This window comes from Enterobacter sp. PL_is514 (assembly GCF_055816715.1).
The window spans coordinates 41,275-54,753 of record NZ_JBVPGN010000035.1 but is presented as its reverse complement, the minus strand read 5'-3'; the positions used below and the strand labels follow the sequence as shown (position 1 = coordinate 54,753).

The window sequence follows — 13,479 nt, the reverse complement described above, 5'->3', positions numbered from 1 at the left end:
TAACGCCGATCGTGAGCCAGGCTGTAATGACATTTTTACCAGAAGGAGATCCTGATGAACCAACCTGTTTCGCAAAATCGCCGCTGGGTACTGGCCTCTCGTCCACAGGGTGCGCCGGTCGCGGACAATTTTCGTCTGGAAACGCAGCCTGTTCCGGAACCGGGTGCGGGGCAGCTTTTGCTGCGTACCGTCTGGCTGTCGCTGGACCCTTATATGCGGGGGCGCATGAGCGATGCGCCATCCTATTCACCGCCGGTTGAGATCGGTGCGGTGATGGTGGGGGGAACGGTCAGCCGCGTTGAGCAGTCAAACCATCCCGACTTCAAAGCCGGTGAATGGGTGCTGGGCTACAGCGGCTGGCAGGAGTATGAACTCTCGGACGGCAGCGGTCTGGTGAAGCTGGGTGAAAATCCGTCTCATCCTTCCTGGGCGCTGGGCGTACTGGGTATGCCGGGCTTTACCGCCTATATGGGGCTGCTGGATATTGGTCAACCGAAAGCGGGTGAAACGCTGGTGGTGGCTGCGGCGACCGGCCCGGTTGGCGCGACAGTAGGGCAGATCGGCAAAATCAAAGGTTGCCGGGTGGTCGGCGTGGCCGGTGGTGAAGAGAAATGCCGCCATGCCGTTGAGGTTCTCGGCTTTGACCTGTGTCTGGATCACCATGCGGCGGATTTTGCCGACCAGCTGAAACACGCCTGTCCGAACGGTATTGATGTCTATTATGAAAACGTCGGCGGGAAAGTGTTTGATGCTGTGCTGCCCCTGCTGAACACCTCCGCCCGCGTGCCGGTGTGTGGCCTGGTGAGCGGCTACAATGCGACGGGCTTGCCCGAAGGGCCAGATCGCCTCCCGCTCCTGATGGCGACCATCCTGAAGAAACGCATTCGTATGCAGGGCTTTATCATCGGCCAGGACTACGGGCACCGCATTCATGAGTTCCAGGAGGCGATGGGGCGCTGGGTGCAAGAGGGGAAAATCCACTATCGCGAACAGGTGACGGACGGCCTGGAAAATGCTCCCGAGGCGCTGATTGGCCTGCTGGAAGGACGAAACTTCGGCAAAGTCGTGATTCGCGTCGCGAGTGACAATAAATAAAGCGCACAATGGCGGGGTTTCCCGCCATATTTATTTGTGAAGATACGATATATTGTCTTTAATTACTGGACAGGGTTTTTCGCGCCATCATCCCGGATGAGGCCGAAAACGATAAAAAAATGATGTTTGCTTTTTTTGGCTGTTTTACGTACTTCCCACCACCAGGCATGACGATACAGGATATATCGTACCGGCGCCGTTTTATTAAAACTGGCGTTTAAAAATAGCATTAAGTTTTAGCTACAGGAATTCCACATGCTTGATTTGGATCACTTAGAAAAAGCCCAAAGGGTTAGCCTTACCATGCAGGTTGAACACAGTTTGAAAGGGGCGTTAATTACAGGCTCCCTCAAACCAGGAGCACGACTGATTACGAAAGAGATTGCTGATAAATTAGGCACCAGTATTACGCCGGTCCGCGAAGCGCTGCTGCGCCTGGTCTCCTCAGGCGCGCTTCACGCCACGCCAGCGCAGGCATTTCTGGTCCCTGAGGTGACGCTGGAGCGTTATAACGAGATTAACGCCATCAGAAAACAGCTTGAGCCGATGGCGGTTGCTGCTGCATGCCAGAATATGTCAGACGGCAAGCTGGAGGCGTTGCGCAAAATGTCAGAGGCCTTCCATGAGGCTATGCGCAATGGAAACGTTCAGCAGGCATTGCATGCAAATCGCATCTTCCGGTTTACGCTTTATCAATATGCGGAAATGCCTACGCTTAATGCCTTAATTGAACAGTTATGGGTGCGCATCGGACCCTGTATGAACTACCTGCATCAGGAACTTAACGACATCAAAACGTCAACGTATCACTATGATGAGCTTCTTTCAGCCCTTGAGCGGAGAGATGTGGATGCCAGCCAGAAGGCAATTGATAAGTTGATTGATGAAGCGGATTTTCTTTTACAGCGACAATATTTTAACTGAGAGATTATTTAACAGAGCGACTATATACTGCGCCTAATTATTTATTTGGTGAATAACTCCTGATGGCTTATTGCCATCAGGAGGGTTATTTCATTAATAAAATAAACTTTTCTTTTTCTTACTCGAAGCGATAAGAGACCGACAGCCCGACGCCATAGTTACGGCCTGGTGCAGGTTCGTAATAACGGCCGTTGGACTCGTTGACAATAACCGAGCCCGCGTACTCTTTATCGAACAGGTTATCGACGCGGCCAAAGACATCCATTCCCCAGTTGCCGTAGTTAAACTTATACCCGGTATTCAACCCGACTACCGTGTACGACGGCGCTTTCGCGGTGTTTTTGTCGTCGGCCATGATGTCGCTCATGTAACGCACGTCCGTGCCCGCGTACCAGCCTTCCTCCGGCTGCCAGCCAAACGAGGCAAAGCCCATGTTGCGCGCAATCCCCGGCATGCGGTTACCGTTACAGTCTGCGTCACTGCAGACGTTAGTACGGTAGGTGGCATCCAGGTACGTCCACGCCATCTTCAGCTTCCAGTTCTCCGCGAACTGCTGATCCAGGGAAACTTCCACACCCTGACGGCGTGTTTTCCCGGCATTTTTATAGGTTGTGCGGCCGCCGGAACTGGAGTCCACCACGATCTCATCATCCGTATCGGTGCGGAACAACGCCGCCGTCAGCAGGCCGTTGCCGATGCGGGTTTTGCTGCCCACTTCATAGGTGTTGTTCGTGGATGGCTTCAGGCCAATATTCAGACCACCCTGATTATCCGCACGATAGGAGAGTTCGTTGATGGTTGGCGTTTCAAATCCACGCCCTGCGGCAGCGTAGAGGTTCCACCCGTCAGTCACCGCATACTTAACGGCGCCCGCCGGGAGCCACTTGTGATAGCTCGCGTCACCGCTGTCGTCGCCGTTGCCCGGCGTAACGTAATGGTCGTTGGAATCAAACCAGACCGAACTGTAGCGGACACCCGCATCGACAGAGAGTTTCTGCGTCAGCTGCCAGCTGCTCTGCAGATAAGGATCGACGTTCCACATCAGGTTACGTTCGTCACGACGTTTATCGCCTTTGACGCCGTAGTCCGGCACGCCGTTGCTCATCACAAAGTTCTCGTAGCCGCGACGATCTTCACTCAGGTTTTCGTAGTTCAGGCCGGTGGTAAACGTCACCGGCACCAGCAGCTCGCCACGGTGCGTCCAGCGGGTATCCACGCCCTGATAGTGGCGTTGCATATCGATCACCCCACCGGAGTGGGAAGGTTTCAGCTGCGGCTGCCAGGGAATCGACTGGTACTGCGTCATTTCACGCTCACCGGCGTACATCATCACGCTGAGGTCGTCCTGGGTGCTGAGCTGGCGATCGTAGCGCAGGCCAGCCTGGGTCTGTTTGATGGTCTTACGGGTGTTGTACTGATCGCCACGCGGAGACTGACGCGGATTATTCTGCCACTCCTGATAGCTCAGACCGCCCGGATCGTTGGCTTTCATGTCCACGCTGTTGAAGATCAGCGTCAGCTTGCTGACGTCATCAATACGCACGCCCAGCTTCGCGTTGGCAAGATTCTTACGCGCGCCGCTGTGGTCGCGGTAGCCTTTGGTGGTGAAACGGGTGGTGGAAACGGTGTAATCCACATCGCCCGCGTGGGTGCCATCACCCATCGCGCCGGTGGCTTTCATGCCATAGCGCCAGGTACCGTAGCTGCCGTAATAGCTGCTCGCTTCAATAGTCGGCGGCTGCTGACCGGTCTGGGTGTTGATGTTAATCACGCCGCCAGAGGCGTTGCCGTACAGGGCAGAGAAGGGGCCGCGCAGCACTTCAACGCTCTCTACGCTGGAGAGATCGATGTTGGAGGTCTGGCCCTGTCCGTCCGGCATGGTGGCAGGGATACCGTCGACGTACATACGGATACCGCGCACGCCAAAAGTTGAGCGGGCGCCAAACCCACGCATCGAAAGCTGGAGATCCTGAGCATAGTTCTGGCGGTTCTGAATTTGCAGTCCCGGGACGCTGCCGAGGGATTCAGACAGGTTGATGCGAGGCGCGGCGTGGCGCATGTCATCGCCATTGACGACGCTGACCGCGGCCGGGGTATCCAGCTCCGATACGGTTTGCGGCGTGGCGCTGACGATCATGGTCTGTTCCTCCGCGCTCATAGCGGTGAGCGGCGCGAAAGTAACGGGAACCAGCAGCAGCGGGAGAGAGGCCTTACGGGCAGAAATGATTTTCATGAATAAAACCGGTTGTGGTGTATAAACGAACCAAATGGAACATGTCCATACATGTTAAAGGTTTTGTAAATGTTTTGAAAACTATAACCGCACATTGCGTTAATGAAAGGTGGTGTGGGAAAGAAAAACTCCACATTCAGTTGATTAATGATTACTATTCTCATTATCAAAAGGCGATGCCATGACGTTGCCTGCCGGAAGTGATGTCAGCCCAAACCCCTCTTTTCAGAAAAGGAATTGTTATGTCTTTACGTCATCTGTGCTCGCCGCGTCTGAGCCTGTCACTGCTGTCTGCCACTTTACTGCTCGCCGGGACGTTCCAGGCGCATGCCGCCGAAGAGATGCTGCGTAAAGCGGTGGGCAAAGGGGCGTATGAAATGGCCGTGAGCCAGCAGGAGAATGCGCTGTGGGTGGCGACCTCGCAAAGCCGCAAAACCGATAAGGGCGGGGTTGTTTACCGTCTTGATCCGGTCACGCTGGACGTGACGCAGGCGATCCATAGCGATCTGAAACCCTTTGGTGCCACTCTCGACAGCGCGACGCAAACCCTGTGGTTTGGCAACACCATCAACGGCGCGGTAACCGCGATTGATGCAAAAACGGGCGACGTAAAAGGACGTCTGGTGCTGGACGGGCGTCAACGCAGCGAAACCGTCAAACCGCTGCAGCCGCGCCAGCTGGTGGCGGATGACGCGAGCAACACGATTTACATCACCGGTGTCGGCAAAGAGAGCGTGATTTGGGTCGTGGATGGCGCAACGCTGAAGCTGAAAGAGACCATTGCAAATACTGGCACCTACAGCACCGGTCTGGCGCTGGATGCGCAGGCGAAACGTCTCTATACCACGAATGCGGACGGCGAGCTGTTAACCATTGATACGGCCACCAACAAAATCCTGAGCCGTAAAAAAGTGCAGGATGACGGGAAAGAGCACTTCTACCTGAACCTGAGCCTCGACACAGCCGGTCAGCGTGCGTTCCTGACCGATTCAAAACAGCCGGAAGTGCTGGTGGTGAGCCTGAAAGACAGCAGCTTGATCGAGAAAATCGCCGCGCCGGAATCCCTGGCGGTCCTGTTTAACCCGGCCCGCAACGAAGCCTACGTGACCCACCGTGAAGCCGGCAAGGTGAGCGTGATTGATGCGAAAACGTATAAGGTGACTAAAACGTTCGACACGCCGGTCTACCCGAACAGCCTGGCGCTTTCTGCCGATGGTAAAACGCTGTATGTGACGGTGAAACAAAAATCCACCCGCCAGCAGGAAGCCACCCAGCCTGACGATGTCATTCGTATCGCGCTGTAAGATAAAAAAAGGGAAGGCATTTGCCTTCCCTTTTTAATGCTTTCTGGATGCTTAACGCGAGGTTTCTTCCACCAGCGGTGCGTCGTGTTTTTCATCGTCGTGATGAACCGGCGCGGTGCTGTGGATCTCGTGAACGCGCTTACGCACGCCGAACCAGCCGGCAATCAGCAGTACCGCCAGCAGCGGAATCGTCGCGATGGTGTAGGTACCGTTCGGGTAGTCGAACGCCATCAGCACCAGCACGCTGAACAGGAAGAGCAGGGTGAGCCAGGAGGTCACCGGTGCGCCCGGCATCTTGAAGCTCACATCAGCCGCTTTGCCTTCTTTAATCGCCTTGCGCAGACGCATCTGGCAGACCACGATAAAGCCCCAGGAAGCGATAATCCCCAGTGCAGCCACGTTCAGAACGATCTCAAATACGCGGGACGGCACCAGATAGTTCAGGAACACGCCAAAGACGTAAACCACCAGCGTGGCCAGAATCCCTGCATAGGGAACCTGCTGCTTGCTCATCTTCGACATGAACTTCGGCGCGGAACCGCCCATCGACATGGAGCGCAGGATACGACCGGTAGAGTAAAGGCCGGAGTTCAGGCTGGAGAGCGCCGCCGTCAGGACCACGATGTTCATGATGCTGCCCACGTAAGGCACGCCCAGCTTAGAGAAGAAGGTCACGAACGGACTCTGGCCCGCCTGATAGGCAGTCCATGGCAGCAGCAGAACCAGCAGCACCACGGAACCGACGTAGAACAGACCGATACGCCAGATCACGCTGTTGATGGCTTTTGGCACCATCGTCTGCGGATCTTTACATTCACCTGCCGCGGTGCCAACCAGTTCGATAGAGGCGAAGGCGAACACGGCGCCCTGAACCAGTACCAGCGCAGGCAGCAGACCGTGCGGGAAGAATCCGCCGTTATCGGTTATCAGGTGGAAGCCGGTGGCATTGCCATCCAGCGGCTTACCGCTGCCGAGGAAGACGGTACCCACGACCAGGAACACCACGATGGCCAGCACTTTTACCAGCGCAAACCAGAACTCCATCTCCGCGAACCACTTCACGCCGATCATGTTCATGGTGCCGACAATCGCCAGCGCACCAAGCGCAAACACCCACTGCGGCACATCACCAAACGCGCCCCAGTAGTGCATATACAGCGCAACGGCGGTGATATCGACAATACCCGTCATCGCCCAGTTGACGAAGTACATCCAGCCCGCAACGTAAGCCGCTTTTTCACCGAGGAATTCACGGGCGTAAGAGACGAAGCTTCCGCTGGAAGGGCGATGCAGTACCAGTTCGCCCAGCGCGCGGAGAATGAAGAAAGAGAAGATCCCGCACACCAGATAGACCAGGGCGAGAGCCGGGCCAGCCATCTGCAGGCGTGCACCAGCACCTAAAAACAGACCCGTTCCGATAGCGCCGCCGATGGCGATCATTTGAACCTGACGGTTGCCCATCGCTTTGTGGTAGCCCTCTTCGTGAGAGTTCAACCAGCGACGTTTAGCAGCATGATGATCGGCTGCGCTTTTATTGCTTGTTTTCATTGAGTTACCTGTTTGCCTGTCTGAACCATTATCGTGATAGTCCTGCCTGGCAGAAAGCAATACAAACGATTGCTTCTGCGCAAACACATGTCGCCTTCCCAGTCATTCTGCGTATGGATAAGGCGAAACATGGCGAGGCATCCTACCTGCAATTCATAAGCGACGCAAAATATAACCGTGCCGAAAGTGATGCACGTCGAAGGAAATCGTGTGGTCAGAGCAGACGGGGATCACAACACGCTGAATCGTGATGAGTTTTTAGTCAAAACAATGGCGAGGTTGATTATTTAATCATCAGATTCTCTTAATTATTACCAGATGGTATAAATTTTTGCTGCTGCAGGGCATCGAGAAGTAACCTGAACGCGGTTGTGTGCTGCCGACGGCTCGGATAATAGAGGTGATATCCTTCAAACGTGGGGCACCACGATTCAAGGACCCTGACCAGCCGTCCCTGATTTAGAGCGTCCAGGACCGAGGACTCGGGCACGTAGGCTAATCCGAGGCCATTTTCCGCGGCGTCGATACGCTGCGACAGGTTATTCAGCGTAAGCTGTCCGTCAACCCGCACGCGAAGCTCGCGCCCGTCGCGCTCAAATTCCCAGTCATATAATCCCCCTCGGGTGGGCAGGCGGAGATTGATACAGCGGTGTTCGCTCAGCTGCTCCGGCACGAGCGGCACGCCAAAACGAGCCAGGTAATCCGGGGAGCCGACGACCGCCATGCGCATGTCCGGCGCAATCCGCACCGCAATCATGTCTTTTGCCACCTGTTCACCCAGGCGAACCCCTGCGTCGAAGCGGCCATCTACGATATCTGTCAGGCCATTGTCGACCATCACTTCGACGTTAATGTCAGGATATTGCAGCATAAAAGCCTTCAGGACCGGCCAGAGCACGGCATCCATCGCGTGCTCGCCGGCGACGATGCGGATAGCGCCTGCGGGTTTGTCGCGGGTGCTGCGAAGCGCCGTGAGTTCCTGTTCGATCTCCAGCAGATGCGGGCTGAGGCGCGAAAAAAGCTGCTCACCCGCGGGTGTCGGAACCACGCTGCGGGTTGTGCGGGTTAACAGGCGAACGTCTAATCGCGCCTCAAGCTTGCGCATCGCATGGCTCAGTGCCGATTGCGAGACGCCCAGCTGCGCCGCTGCGCGCGTAAAGCTACGCTCGCGGGCCACCACCATAAAGGAGAGCAGATCGTTGAAATTATCTTTTAGCATCGCGGTTCTATTTATGAGTTTCAGTCATGTGTCCTATCTGATTATGCACCCTAATGCTGCCGAGTGCTTTGCGCTACTGTTAACGCAACAGTCAACGAGGAGCAAAAGATGAAAATTATCCGCAGCGGTTCAATACCTTCAGTACGAGGACCGGAAGCCTGGTTTACCGGCACTGTTCGGATTGACGCACCCTTTCAGGCGACCGAACCTGCCAGCGTCGGCGGGGCAACCGTAACCTTTGAGCCGGGCGCGCGCACGGCCTGGCATACGCATCCCCTGGGACAAACGCTGATTGTGACGCAGGGGCGCGGCTGGTTACAGGAGTGGGGCAAAGAGGCGGAAATCCTGAATCAGGGCGATATCGCCTGGATCCCACCCGGCGTGAAGCACTGGCACGGCGCAAATGCGCAAACGGCGATGACGCATCTTGCCATCGCCGAAGCGGTAAACGGCAGCCCGGTAACATGGCTGGAAAAAGTGACTGACGAGCAGTACCCGAACGGCTAACCGCCAAAAACGGAAATTGCCTGCTGCAGGCGCGTCGTCCGCTGCGTCAGGTGATTCGCAGCGTGAGTGACGTTATCCACCATCCCCGTATTGCTCTGGGTCATTGCGCCGATACGGGAGAGGGAGGCGTTGATCAGCGTCAGCGCCTGGGTTTGTTCCTGGGTGGCGTGGCCGATCTCCTTAATCAAGGTGGAAACCTGCAGAACATGGTCGATCATGACCGTCAGCTGTGATTCGGTTTGTACCACCTTCTCCACGCCAGCGTTGACGCTGGCAACGTTTTTCTCGATCAGCGCTTTGATCTCTTTCGCCGCCGTCGCGGAGTGCTGCGCAAGATTGCGCACCTCAGCCGCCACCACGGCAAAGCCGCGCCCGGCTTCACCCGCGCGCGCCGCTTCCACGGCGGCATTCAGCGCAAGAATATTGGTCTGGAAGGCAATGCGATCGATAACGCTGATAATATCGACGATCTGGCCGTTATCCTGCGACACGGACTGCATCATACCGATGGTCTCTTTCATCATCGCTTCACCGCAGTGGGCGCTGTCGCTGGTGCGATCCGCCATCTGGATCGCTTCATTCGCGGTTTCTGCCGTCTGCTTCACCGCGCTGGCGATCTCTTCCACCGCAGATGCGGTTTGCTGCAGAAAGTCTGCGGTTTCTTCAGAGCGCGTTTGCAGCGCCGCACCTTCTTTCGCGACCTGCTGGCTGATGGTGCCAATCCCGCTGATTTGCGCCCCGACATCGTCAACCAGCGAATTCAGGTTCAAACCTGATTGATTCACCAGGCGCATCATCAGCCCGATGTCATCGATCCTGTCAAAATGGTAATAGTCCGTTTTACGTCCTGAAACCACGCGCTGCATCTGTTGAACAATAGATTTTACCGGCCGTGCGATCTGCGCGTGAAGATAACAGGCAAGGGCAGAAAAGAGCAGCGCCAGACTCCCCGACTGCACAAGTTTATCAGGGAAGAAATACACCGCCAGGCAGGAGAGTAACGCTGTCGTCGCAATACCAAGATGGATTCGTTTACAGGTGCTGAGACATTTAAAAAGCGACATAAAGGAAAATAAACCGCGTCGAACTAACAGTCCTTTATAAAAACGGTAATGTTTTAATTCGTTATTACGCACTTTTGCATACAGTTTTTCACTGGCTGCGATCTCTTCCCGTGCGGGGATATTTCGCACCGAAATATAGCCCGTCAGGGATCCACCCTGCCAGACCGGCGTCACGTTGGCCCGCACCCAGTAGTGATCGCCATTATGACGACGGTTCTTCACCAGCCCTGTCCAGGTCTCGCCCTGCTGCAGGGTAAACCACATGTCGCCAAACGCTTCGGCAGGCATGTCGGGATGGCGGATGAGGTTATGCGGCTCACCAAGAAGATGTTCTTCTTTATATCCGCTGGCTTCAATAAAAGCGGAATTAGCATAGGTAATATGACTTTTTGTATCGGTGGTGGACATTAACGTCGCACCAGCGTTAAGTAAATACTCGTTTTGTGTAACGGGTGTGTTACGCCTCATGAGTAACTCCATGATGTTGTGCAAGAATAAAAAAACGTCCGGAAAGCACTCCGGCAAGATTAATGAGATTATTTTTATAACTGTCTGCTGCTTATTCTCTCTGAATTTTTGGCTGTCTGAAATACTCGCTACATATTATTTTTAAACGGTTAACGCTATCGAATGTAATAAAAATGAAAATATTTTCAGAGGCGTTTTTGGGAGACGCTTTAAATAAATGACATAAGCCAAACTGTAAGAGGGAGATCGCTTCCCGGGAAAAATTGTCATGCTGAAATAGCGTTTCGTTAACAGGATGAAAACGCTATAATTTGGTCTCATTTTCATAAAAACAGGGAGGCTGAGGTGAAAATTAACGTCATAGGAACCAGCGGAAGTGGAAAAAGCACGCTGGCGAAGCGGATTGCGACCGAACTGGCTATTCCCTGTATCGAGATGGACAGACTCTACTGGCAGGCTGACTGGCAGGGCACGCCGGACGACGAGTTTCAGGCAAAGCTGGAGCAGGCGCTACAGGCGTCGCCAGACTGGGTGCTGGACGGTAACTACAACCGCACGCGGCCTGTGAAATGGCGCAATGTAGACGTTGTGGTGTGGGTGGATTATGGGTTTATCCGCACCTTCTGGCAGGCCGTCACGCGAGCAATAAAGCGGGCCTGGCATAAGCACGAGCTCTGGCCGGGAACGGGGAATAAAGAGAGTTTCCGGCGCGCGTTCTTCAGCAGAGAATCGATTATCATCTGGACGATGAAAACCTGGCGTAACAACCGCACGCGCTATGAAGCCGATCTGCAAAACCCGCAATATAGCCATATTCGCTTCGTCCGCATTACCCGTCGGGAGCAGGTGGAAACGCTGATTGCCTCCTTAAAGTCTTATTCTTAGCATGGTTTTATATATCTGTTTTCCGGCAAACTAAATGTAAATTAATTGTTTCTCAGTGGTGAAATGCGCCTTTAATAATGACGACATGTTAAGTCAAACGAGAACGCAACATGTCATGGCGAATCAGCATTCTGGATAAAAGCCCCATCGCTGAAAACGAAACGGCTGCCGATGCACTGGCGCGTACCCTGGCGCTGGCGCAGCAGGCAGAAAATCTGGGCTATCATCGTTTCTGGATTGCCGAACACCACAACACCCCACAGCTTGCCAGCCCTTCCCCGGAGCTGCTGATTGCCTGGATCCTCGGGCAAACCACGCGCATTCGCGTCGGGTCCGGCGGCGTAATGCTTCAGCACTACAGCCCCTATAAAGTCGCCGAGAACTTCAACGTGCTGGCCGCGCTGGCGCCTGGCCGCGTGGATCTCGGCGTCGGGAAGGCCCCCGGCGGACTACCGCTCTCAACCCGCGCGCTGCAGCAGGGCCTGAATCAACAGGAAAAGGGCAGCTTTGCCGAACAGCTGGCCCAGCTCGACCGCTGGATCCGTCCTGAGCATCACGCTACTGAAGAAGCCGTCCGCGCCACGCCGCTGCCGCCGCTGCCTGCTGAAGGTTTCCTGCTGGGCGCGAGTACCGAAAGCGCGCTGCTGGCCGCCAGGCTCGACTGGCACTTTGTGTTTGCCGCACACCTGAACGGTGACCCGGATCTGCTGCGCGAGGTGGTATCGACCTGGCGTGAGAACAGCGCGCGGGATGTGATAGTGGCGGTGCAGGCGATTGTCGCTCCGACGCAGGCCGAGGCAGACGCGCTGGCGCAGAAGGTCGAGGTGTGGGGCGTTGAGCTGGCAAACGGGCAGCGCGTCACCGTGGCCAGCGAAGAGCAGGCCTACGCCTTTGCACGCCAGGCGGGCAGCGAGCCGGTGCGCATTGCACGTCGTGCGCAGTCGCTGCTGGCGGGCACCGCTGAGTCGGTAGTGGAACAGCTCAACGCGCTGCATCAGCAGTGGGGCATTGACGAATTTATCATCGACACGCCGGTAGCGGAGGGAGCAACGCGCGTCGCGTCGCTGCGCCTGCTCGCCGAGGCGCGTCTTAACAGGGAGGTCACCGTATGAGCTTTGGCGAACAGCTGATTGCCTGGCGTCGCGAACTGCACCAGAACCCGGAGCTTTCCGGCCAGGAAGTGGAGACCACGACGCGCCTGCGCCAGTGGCTGACGAATGCCGGGATTACCCCGCAGCCTTACGACCTGTCTACCGGGCTGGTGGCGGAAATCGGCTCGGGCAGCAAACTGATTGCGCTGCGGGCGGATATTGATGCCCTGCCGATTGAAGAGCGCAGCGGCGTGCCGTTTAGCTCGCAGCGTGCAGGCGTAATGCATGCCTGCGGACACGATATCCACACCAGCGTCATCCTCGGCGCCGCGTTAAAGCTGAAAGAGCGAGAGGCCTCGCTTAACGGCCGGGTGCGGATCCTGTTTCAGCCTGCCGAAGAGAACTTTGGCGGTGCGAAGAGCATGGTGCGCGCCGGTGCCTTACGCGATGTCAGTGCCATTTTCGGCATGCACAACGAGCCCGGCCTGCCGGTCGGTGAGTTCGCTACCCGCGGCGGTCCGTTCTATGCCAACGTCGACCGCTTTGTGATCCGCATTACCGGCAAGGGCGCGCACGCCGCGCGTCCGCACGAAGGCAACGACGCCATTGTACTGGCGAGCCAGCTGGTGACGGCGTTGCAAAGCGTCGCCAGCCGCAACGTCAATACGCTGGATTCGGTGGTGCTGAGCGTGACGCGCATTGCGGGCGGTAACACCTGGAACGTGCTGCCGGAAAGCGTCGAGCTGGAAGGCACGCTGCGTACCCATCGCACGGAAGTGCAGCAGAATGTGAAAGCCCGCGTGGGCGAAATCGCTGCCGGGTTTGCCAGCGCCTTTAGCGCGCAGATTGATATCACCTGGTATGCCGGGCCCACCGCGCTGGTGAATGACGAACGCTGGGCCGATTTCGCCACCTCGGTCGCCCGGGACGCCGGATACGAAACCCGGCACGCCGAGCTGCATATGGGCGGGGAAGATTTTGCGGTCTATCTGCAGCAGATCCCGGGAGCGTTTGTCAGCATCGGCAGCAACAGCCCGTACGGTTTACATCATCCGGCATTTAATCCGGATGAAGCCTTAATTGAGCCCGCTGCCCGCTATTTTGCACAGCTTGCGGAAAAAGCCCTGCAACACGTTTAATT

Annotated in this window: 11 protein-coding genes; 7 read left to right on the top strand and 4 right to left on the bottom strand. The window is 56.0% G+C overall.

Annotated features, from left to right (window positions below):
* The first annotated feature begins 54 nt into the window (after positions 1–54).
* Both AC0TNG_RS19025 and AC0TNG_RS19020 read left to right on the top strand, forming a co-directional pair.
* Complete coding sequence (locus tag AC0TNG_RS19025; RefSeq protein WP_473712645.1) at positions 55–1,095, top strand: NADP-dependent oxidoreductase; 1,041 nt, start codon at positions 55–57, stop codon at positions 1,093–1,095.
* Between the two features lie 255 nt (positions 1,096–1,350).
* Positions 1,351–2,019 (top strand): GntR family transcriptional regulator, encoded by a 669-nt coding sequence (locus AC0TNG_RS19020; RefSeq protein ID WP_024909654.1) that lies wholly within the window; start codon positions 1,351–1,353, stop codon positions 2,017–2,019.
* Positions 2,020–2,137: 118 nt separating this feature from the next.
* Here the strand turns inward: AC0TNG_RS19020 and pqqU are convergent, their stop codons facing one another.
* Positions 2,138–4,252, bottom strand: coding sequence for a TonB-dependent receptor PqqU (pqqU, locus tag AC0TNG_RS19015; protein WP_473712644.1), 2,115 nt, complete (start codon positions 4,250–4,252; stop codon positions 2,138–2,140).
* A 242-nt stretch (positions 4,253–4,494) separates the two neighbouring features.
* Between pqqU and yncE the strand changes: the two genes are divergently transcribed.
* Positions 4,495–5,556, top strand: coding sequence for a 7-bladed beta-propeller protein YncE (gene yncE, locus AC0TNG_RS19010; protein WP_473712643.1), 1,062 nt, complete (start codon positions 4,495–4,497; stop codon positions 5,554–5,556).
* A 51-nt stretch (positions 5,557–5,607) separates the two neighbouring features.
* Here the strand turns inward: yncE and ansP are convergent, their stop codons facing one another.
* A complete protein-coding gene (gene ansP / locus AC0TNG_RS19005) occupies positions 5,608–7,104 on the bottom strand; it encodes an L-asparagine permease (protein ID WP_473712642.1) in 1,497 nt (498 codons plus the stop codon).
* Between the two features lie 304 nt (positions 7,105–7,408).
* Positions 7,409–8,323, bottom strand: coding sequence for a LysR family transcriptional regulator (locus AC0TNG_RS19000; RefSeq protein ID WP_473712641.1), 915 nt, complete (start codon positions 8,321–8,323; stop codon positions 7,409–7,411).
* Positions 8,324–8,431: 108 nt separating this feature from the next.
* On the opposite strand from AC0TNG_RS19000, the gene AC0TNG_RS18995 reads away from it, so the two are divergent.
* Positions 8,432–8,830, top strand: a complete 399-nt coding sequence (locus AC0TNG_RS18995; protein ID WP_024909649.1) for a (R)-mandelonitrile lyase — start codon at positions 8,432–8,434, stop codon at positions 8,828–8,830.
* Here the strand turns inward: AC0TNG_RS18995 and AC0TNG_RS18990 are convergent.
* Positions 8,827–10,362: a methyl-accepting chemotaxis protein gene (locus AC0TNG_RS18990; RefSeq protein WP_473712640.1), complete on the bottom strand. Its 1,536-nt coding sequence runs from the start codon at positions 10,360–10,362 to the stop codon at positions 8,827–8,829. The two genes, AC0TNG_RS18995 and AC0TNG_RS18990, sit on opposite strands and share 4 nt — an antisense overlap.
* Before the next feature lie 345 nt (positions 10,363–10,707).
* On the opposite strand from AC0TNG_RS18990, the gene AC0TNG_RS18985 reads away from it, so the two are divergent.
* From AC0TNG_RS18985 to AC0TNG_RS18975, 3 genes are all read left to right on the top strand, one after another.
* Positions 10,708–11,247: an AAA family ATPase gene (locus AC0TNG_RS18985; protein WP_473712639.1), complete on the top strand. Its 540-nt coding sequence runs from the start codon at positions 10,708–10,710 to the stop codon at positions 11,245–11,247.
* A gap of 110 nt (positions 11,248–11,357) precedes the next feature.
* Positions 11,358–12,359 (top strand): LLM class flavin-dependent oxidoreductase, encoded by a 1,002-nt coding sequence (locus AC0TNG_RS18980; RefSeq protein ID WP_248164786.1) that lies wholly within the window; start codon positions 11,358–11,360, stop codon positions 12,357–12,359.
* Complete coding sequence (locus tag AC0TNG_RS18975) at positions 12,356–13,477, top strand: M20 peptidase aminoacylase family protein (RefSeq protein WP_032647454.1); 1,122 nt, start codon at positions 12,356–12,358, stop codon at positions 13,475–13,477. Before AC0TNG_RS18980 ends, AC0TNG_RS18975 begins: the two co-directional genes overlap by 4 nt.
* Positions 13,478–13,479: the final 2 nt, after the last annotated feature.

Bases quoted from the DNA above. Each gene is read 5' to 3' on its own strand.
- AC0TNG_RS18990 (WP_473712640.1), bottom strand. From the start codon at position 10,362: ATGAGGCGTAACACACCCGTTACACAAAACGAGTATTTACTTAACGCT.
- yncE (WP_473712643.1), top strand. From the start codon at position 4,495: ATGTCTTTACGTCATCTGTGCTCGCCGCGTCTGAGCCTGTCACTGCTG.
- AC0TNG_RS19000 (WP_473712641.1), bottom strand. From the start codon at position 8,323: ATGCTAAAAGATAATTTCAACGATCTGCTCTCCTTTATGGTGGTGGCC.
- pqqU (WP_473712644.1), bottom strand. From the start codon at position 4,252: ATGAAAATCATTTCTGCCCGTAAGGCCTCTCTCCCGCTGCTGCTGGTT.
- ansP (WP_473712642.1), bottom strand. From the start codon at position 7,104: ATGAAAACAAGCAATAAAAGCGCAGCCGATCATCATGCTGCTAAACGT.
- AC0TNG_RS19025 (WP_473712645.1), top strand. From the start codon at position 55: ATGAACCAACCTGTTTCGCAAAATCGCCGCTGGGTACTGGCCTCTCGT.
- AC0TNG_RS18995 (WP_024909649.1), top strand. From the start codon at position 8,432: ATGAAAATTATCCGCAGCGGTTCAATACCTTCAGTACGAGGACCGGAA.
- AC0TNG_RS18980 (WP_248164786.1), top strand. From the start codon at position 11,358: ATGTCATGGCGAATCAGCATTCTGGATAAAAGCCCCATCGCTGAAAAC.
- AC0TNG_RS19020 (WP_024909654.1), top strand. From the start codon at position 1,351: ATGCTTGATTTGGATCACTTAGAAAAAGCCCAAAGGGTTAGCCTTACC.
- AC0TNG_RS18975 (WP_032647454.1), top strand. From the start codon at position 12,356: ATGAGCTTTGGCGAACAGCTGATTGCCTGGCGTCGCGAACTGCACCAG.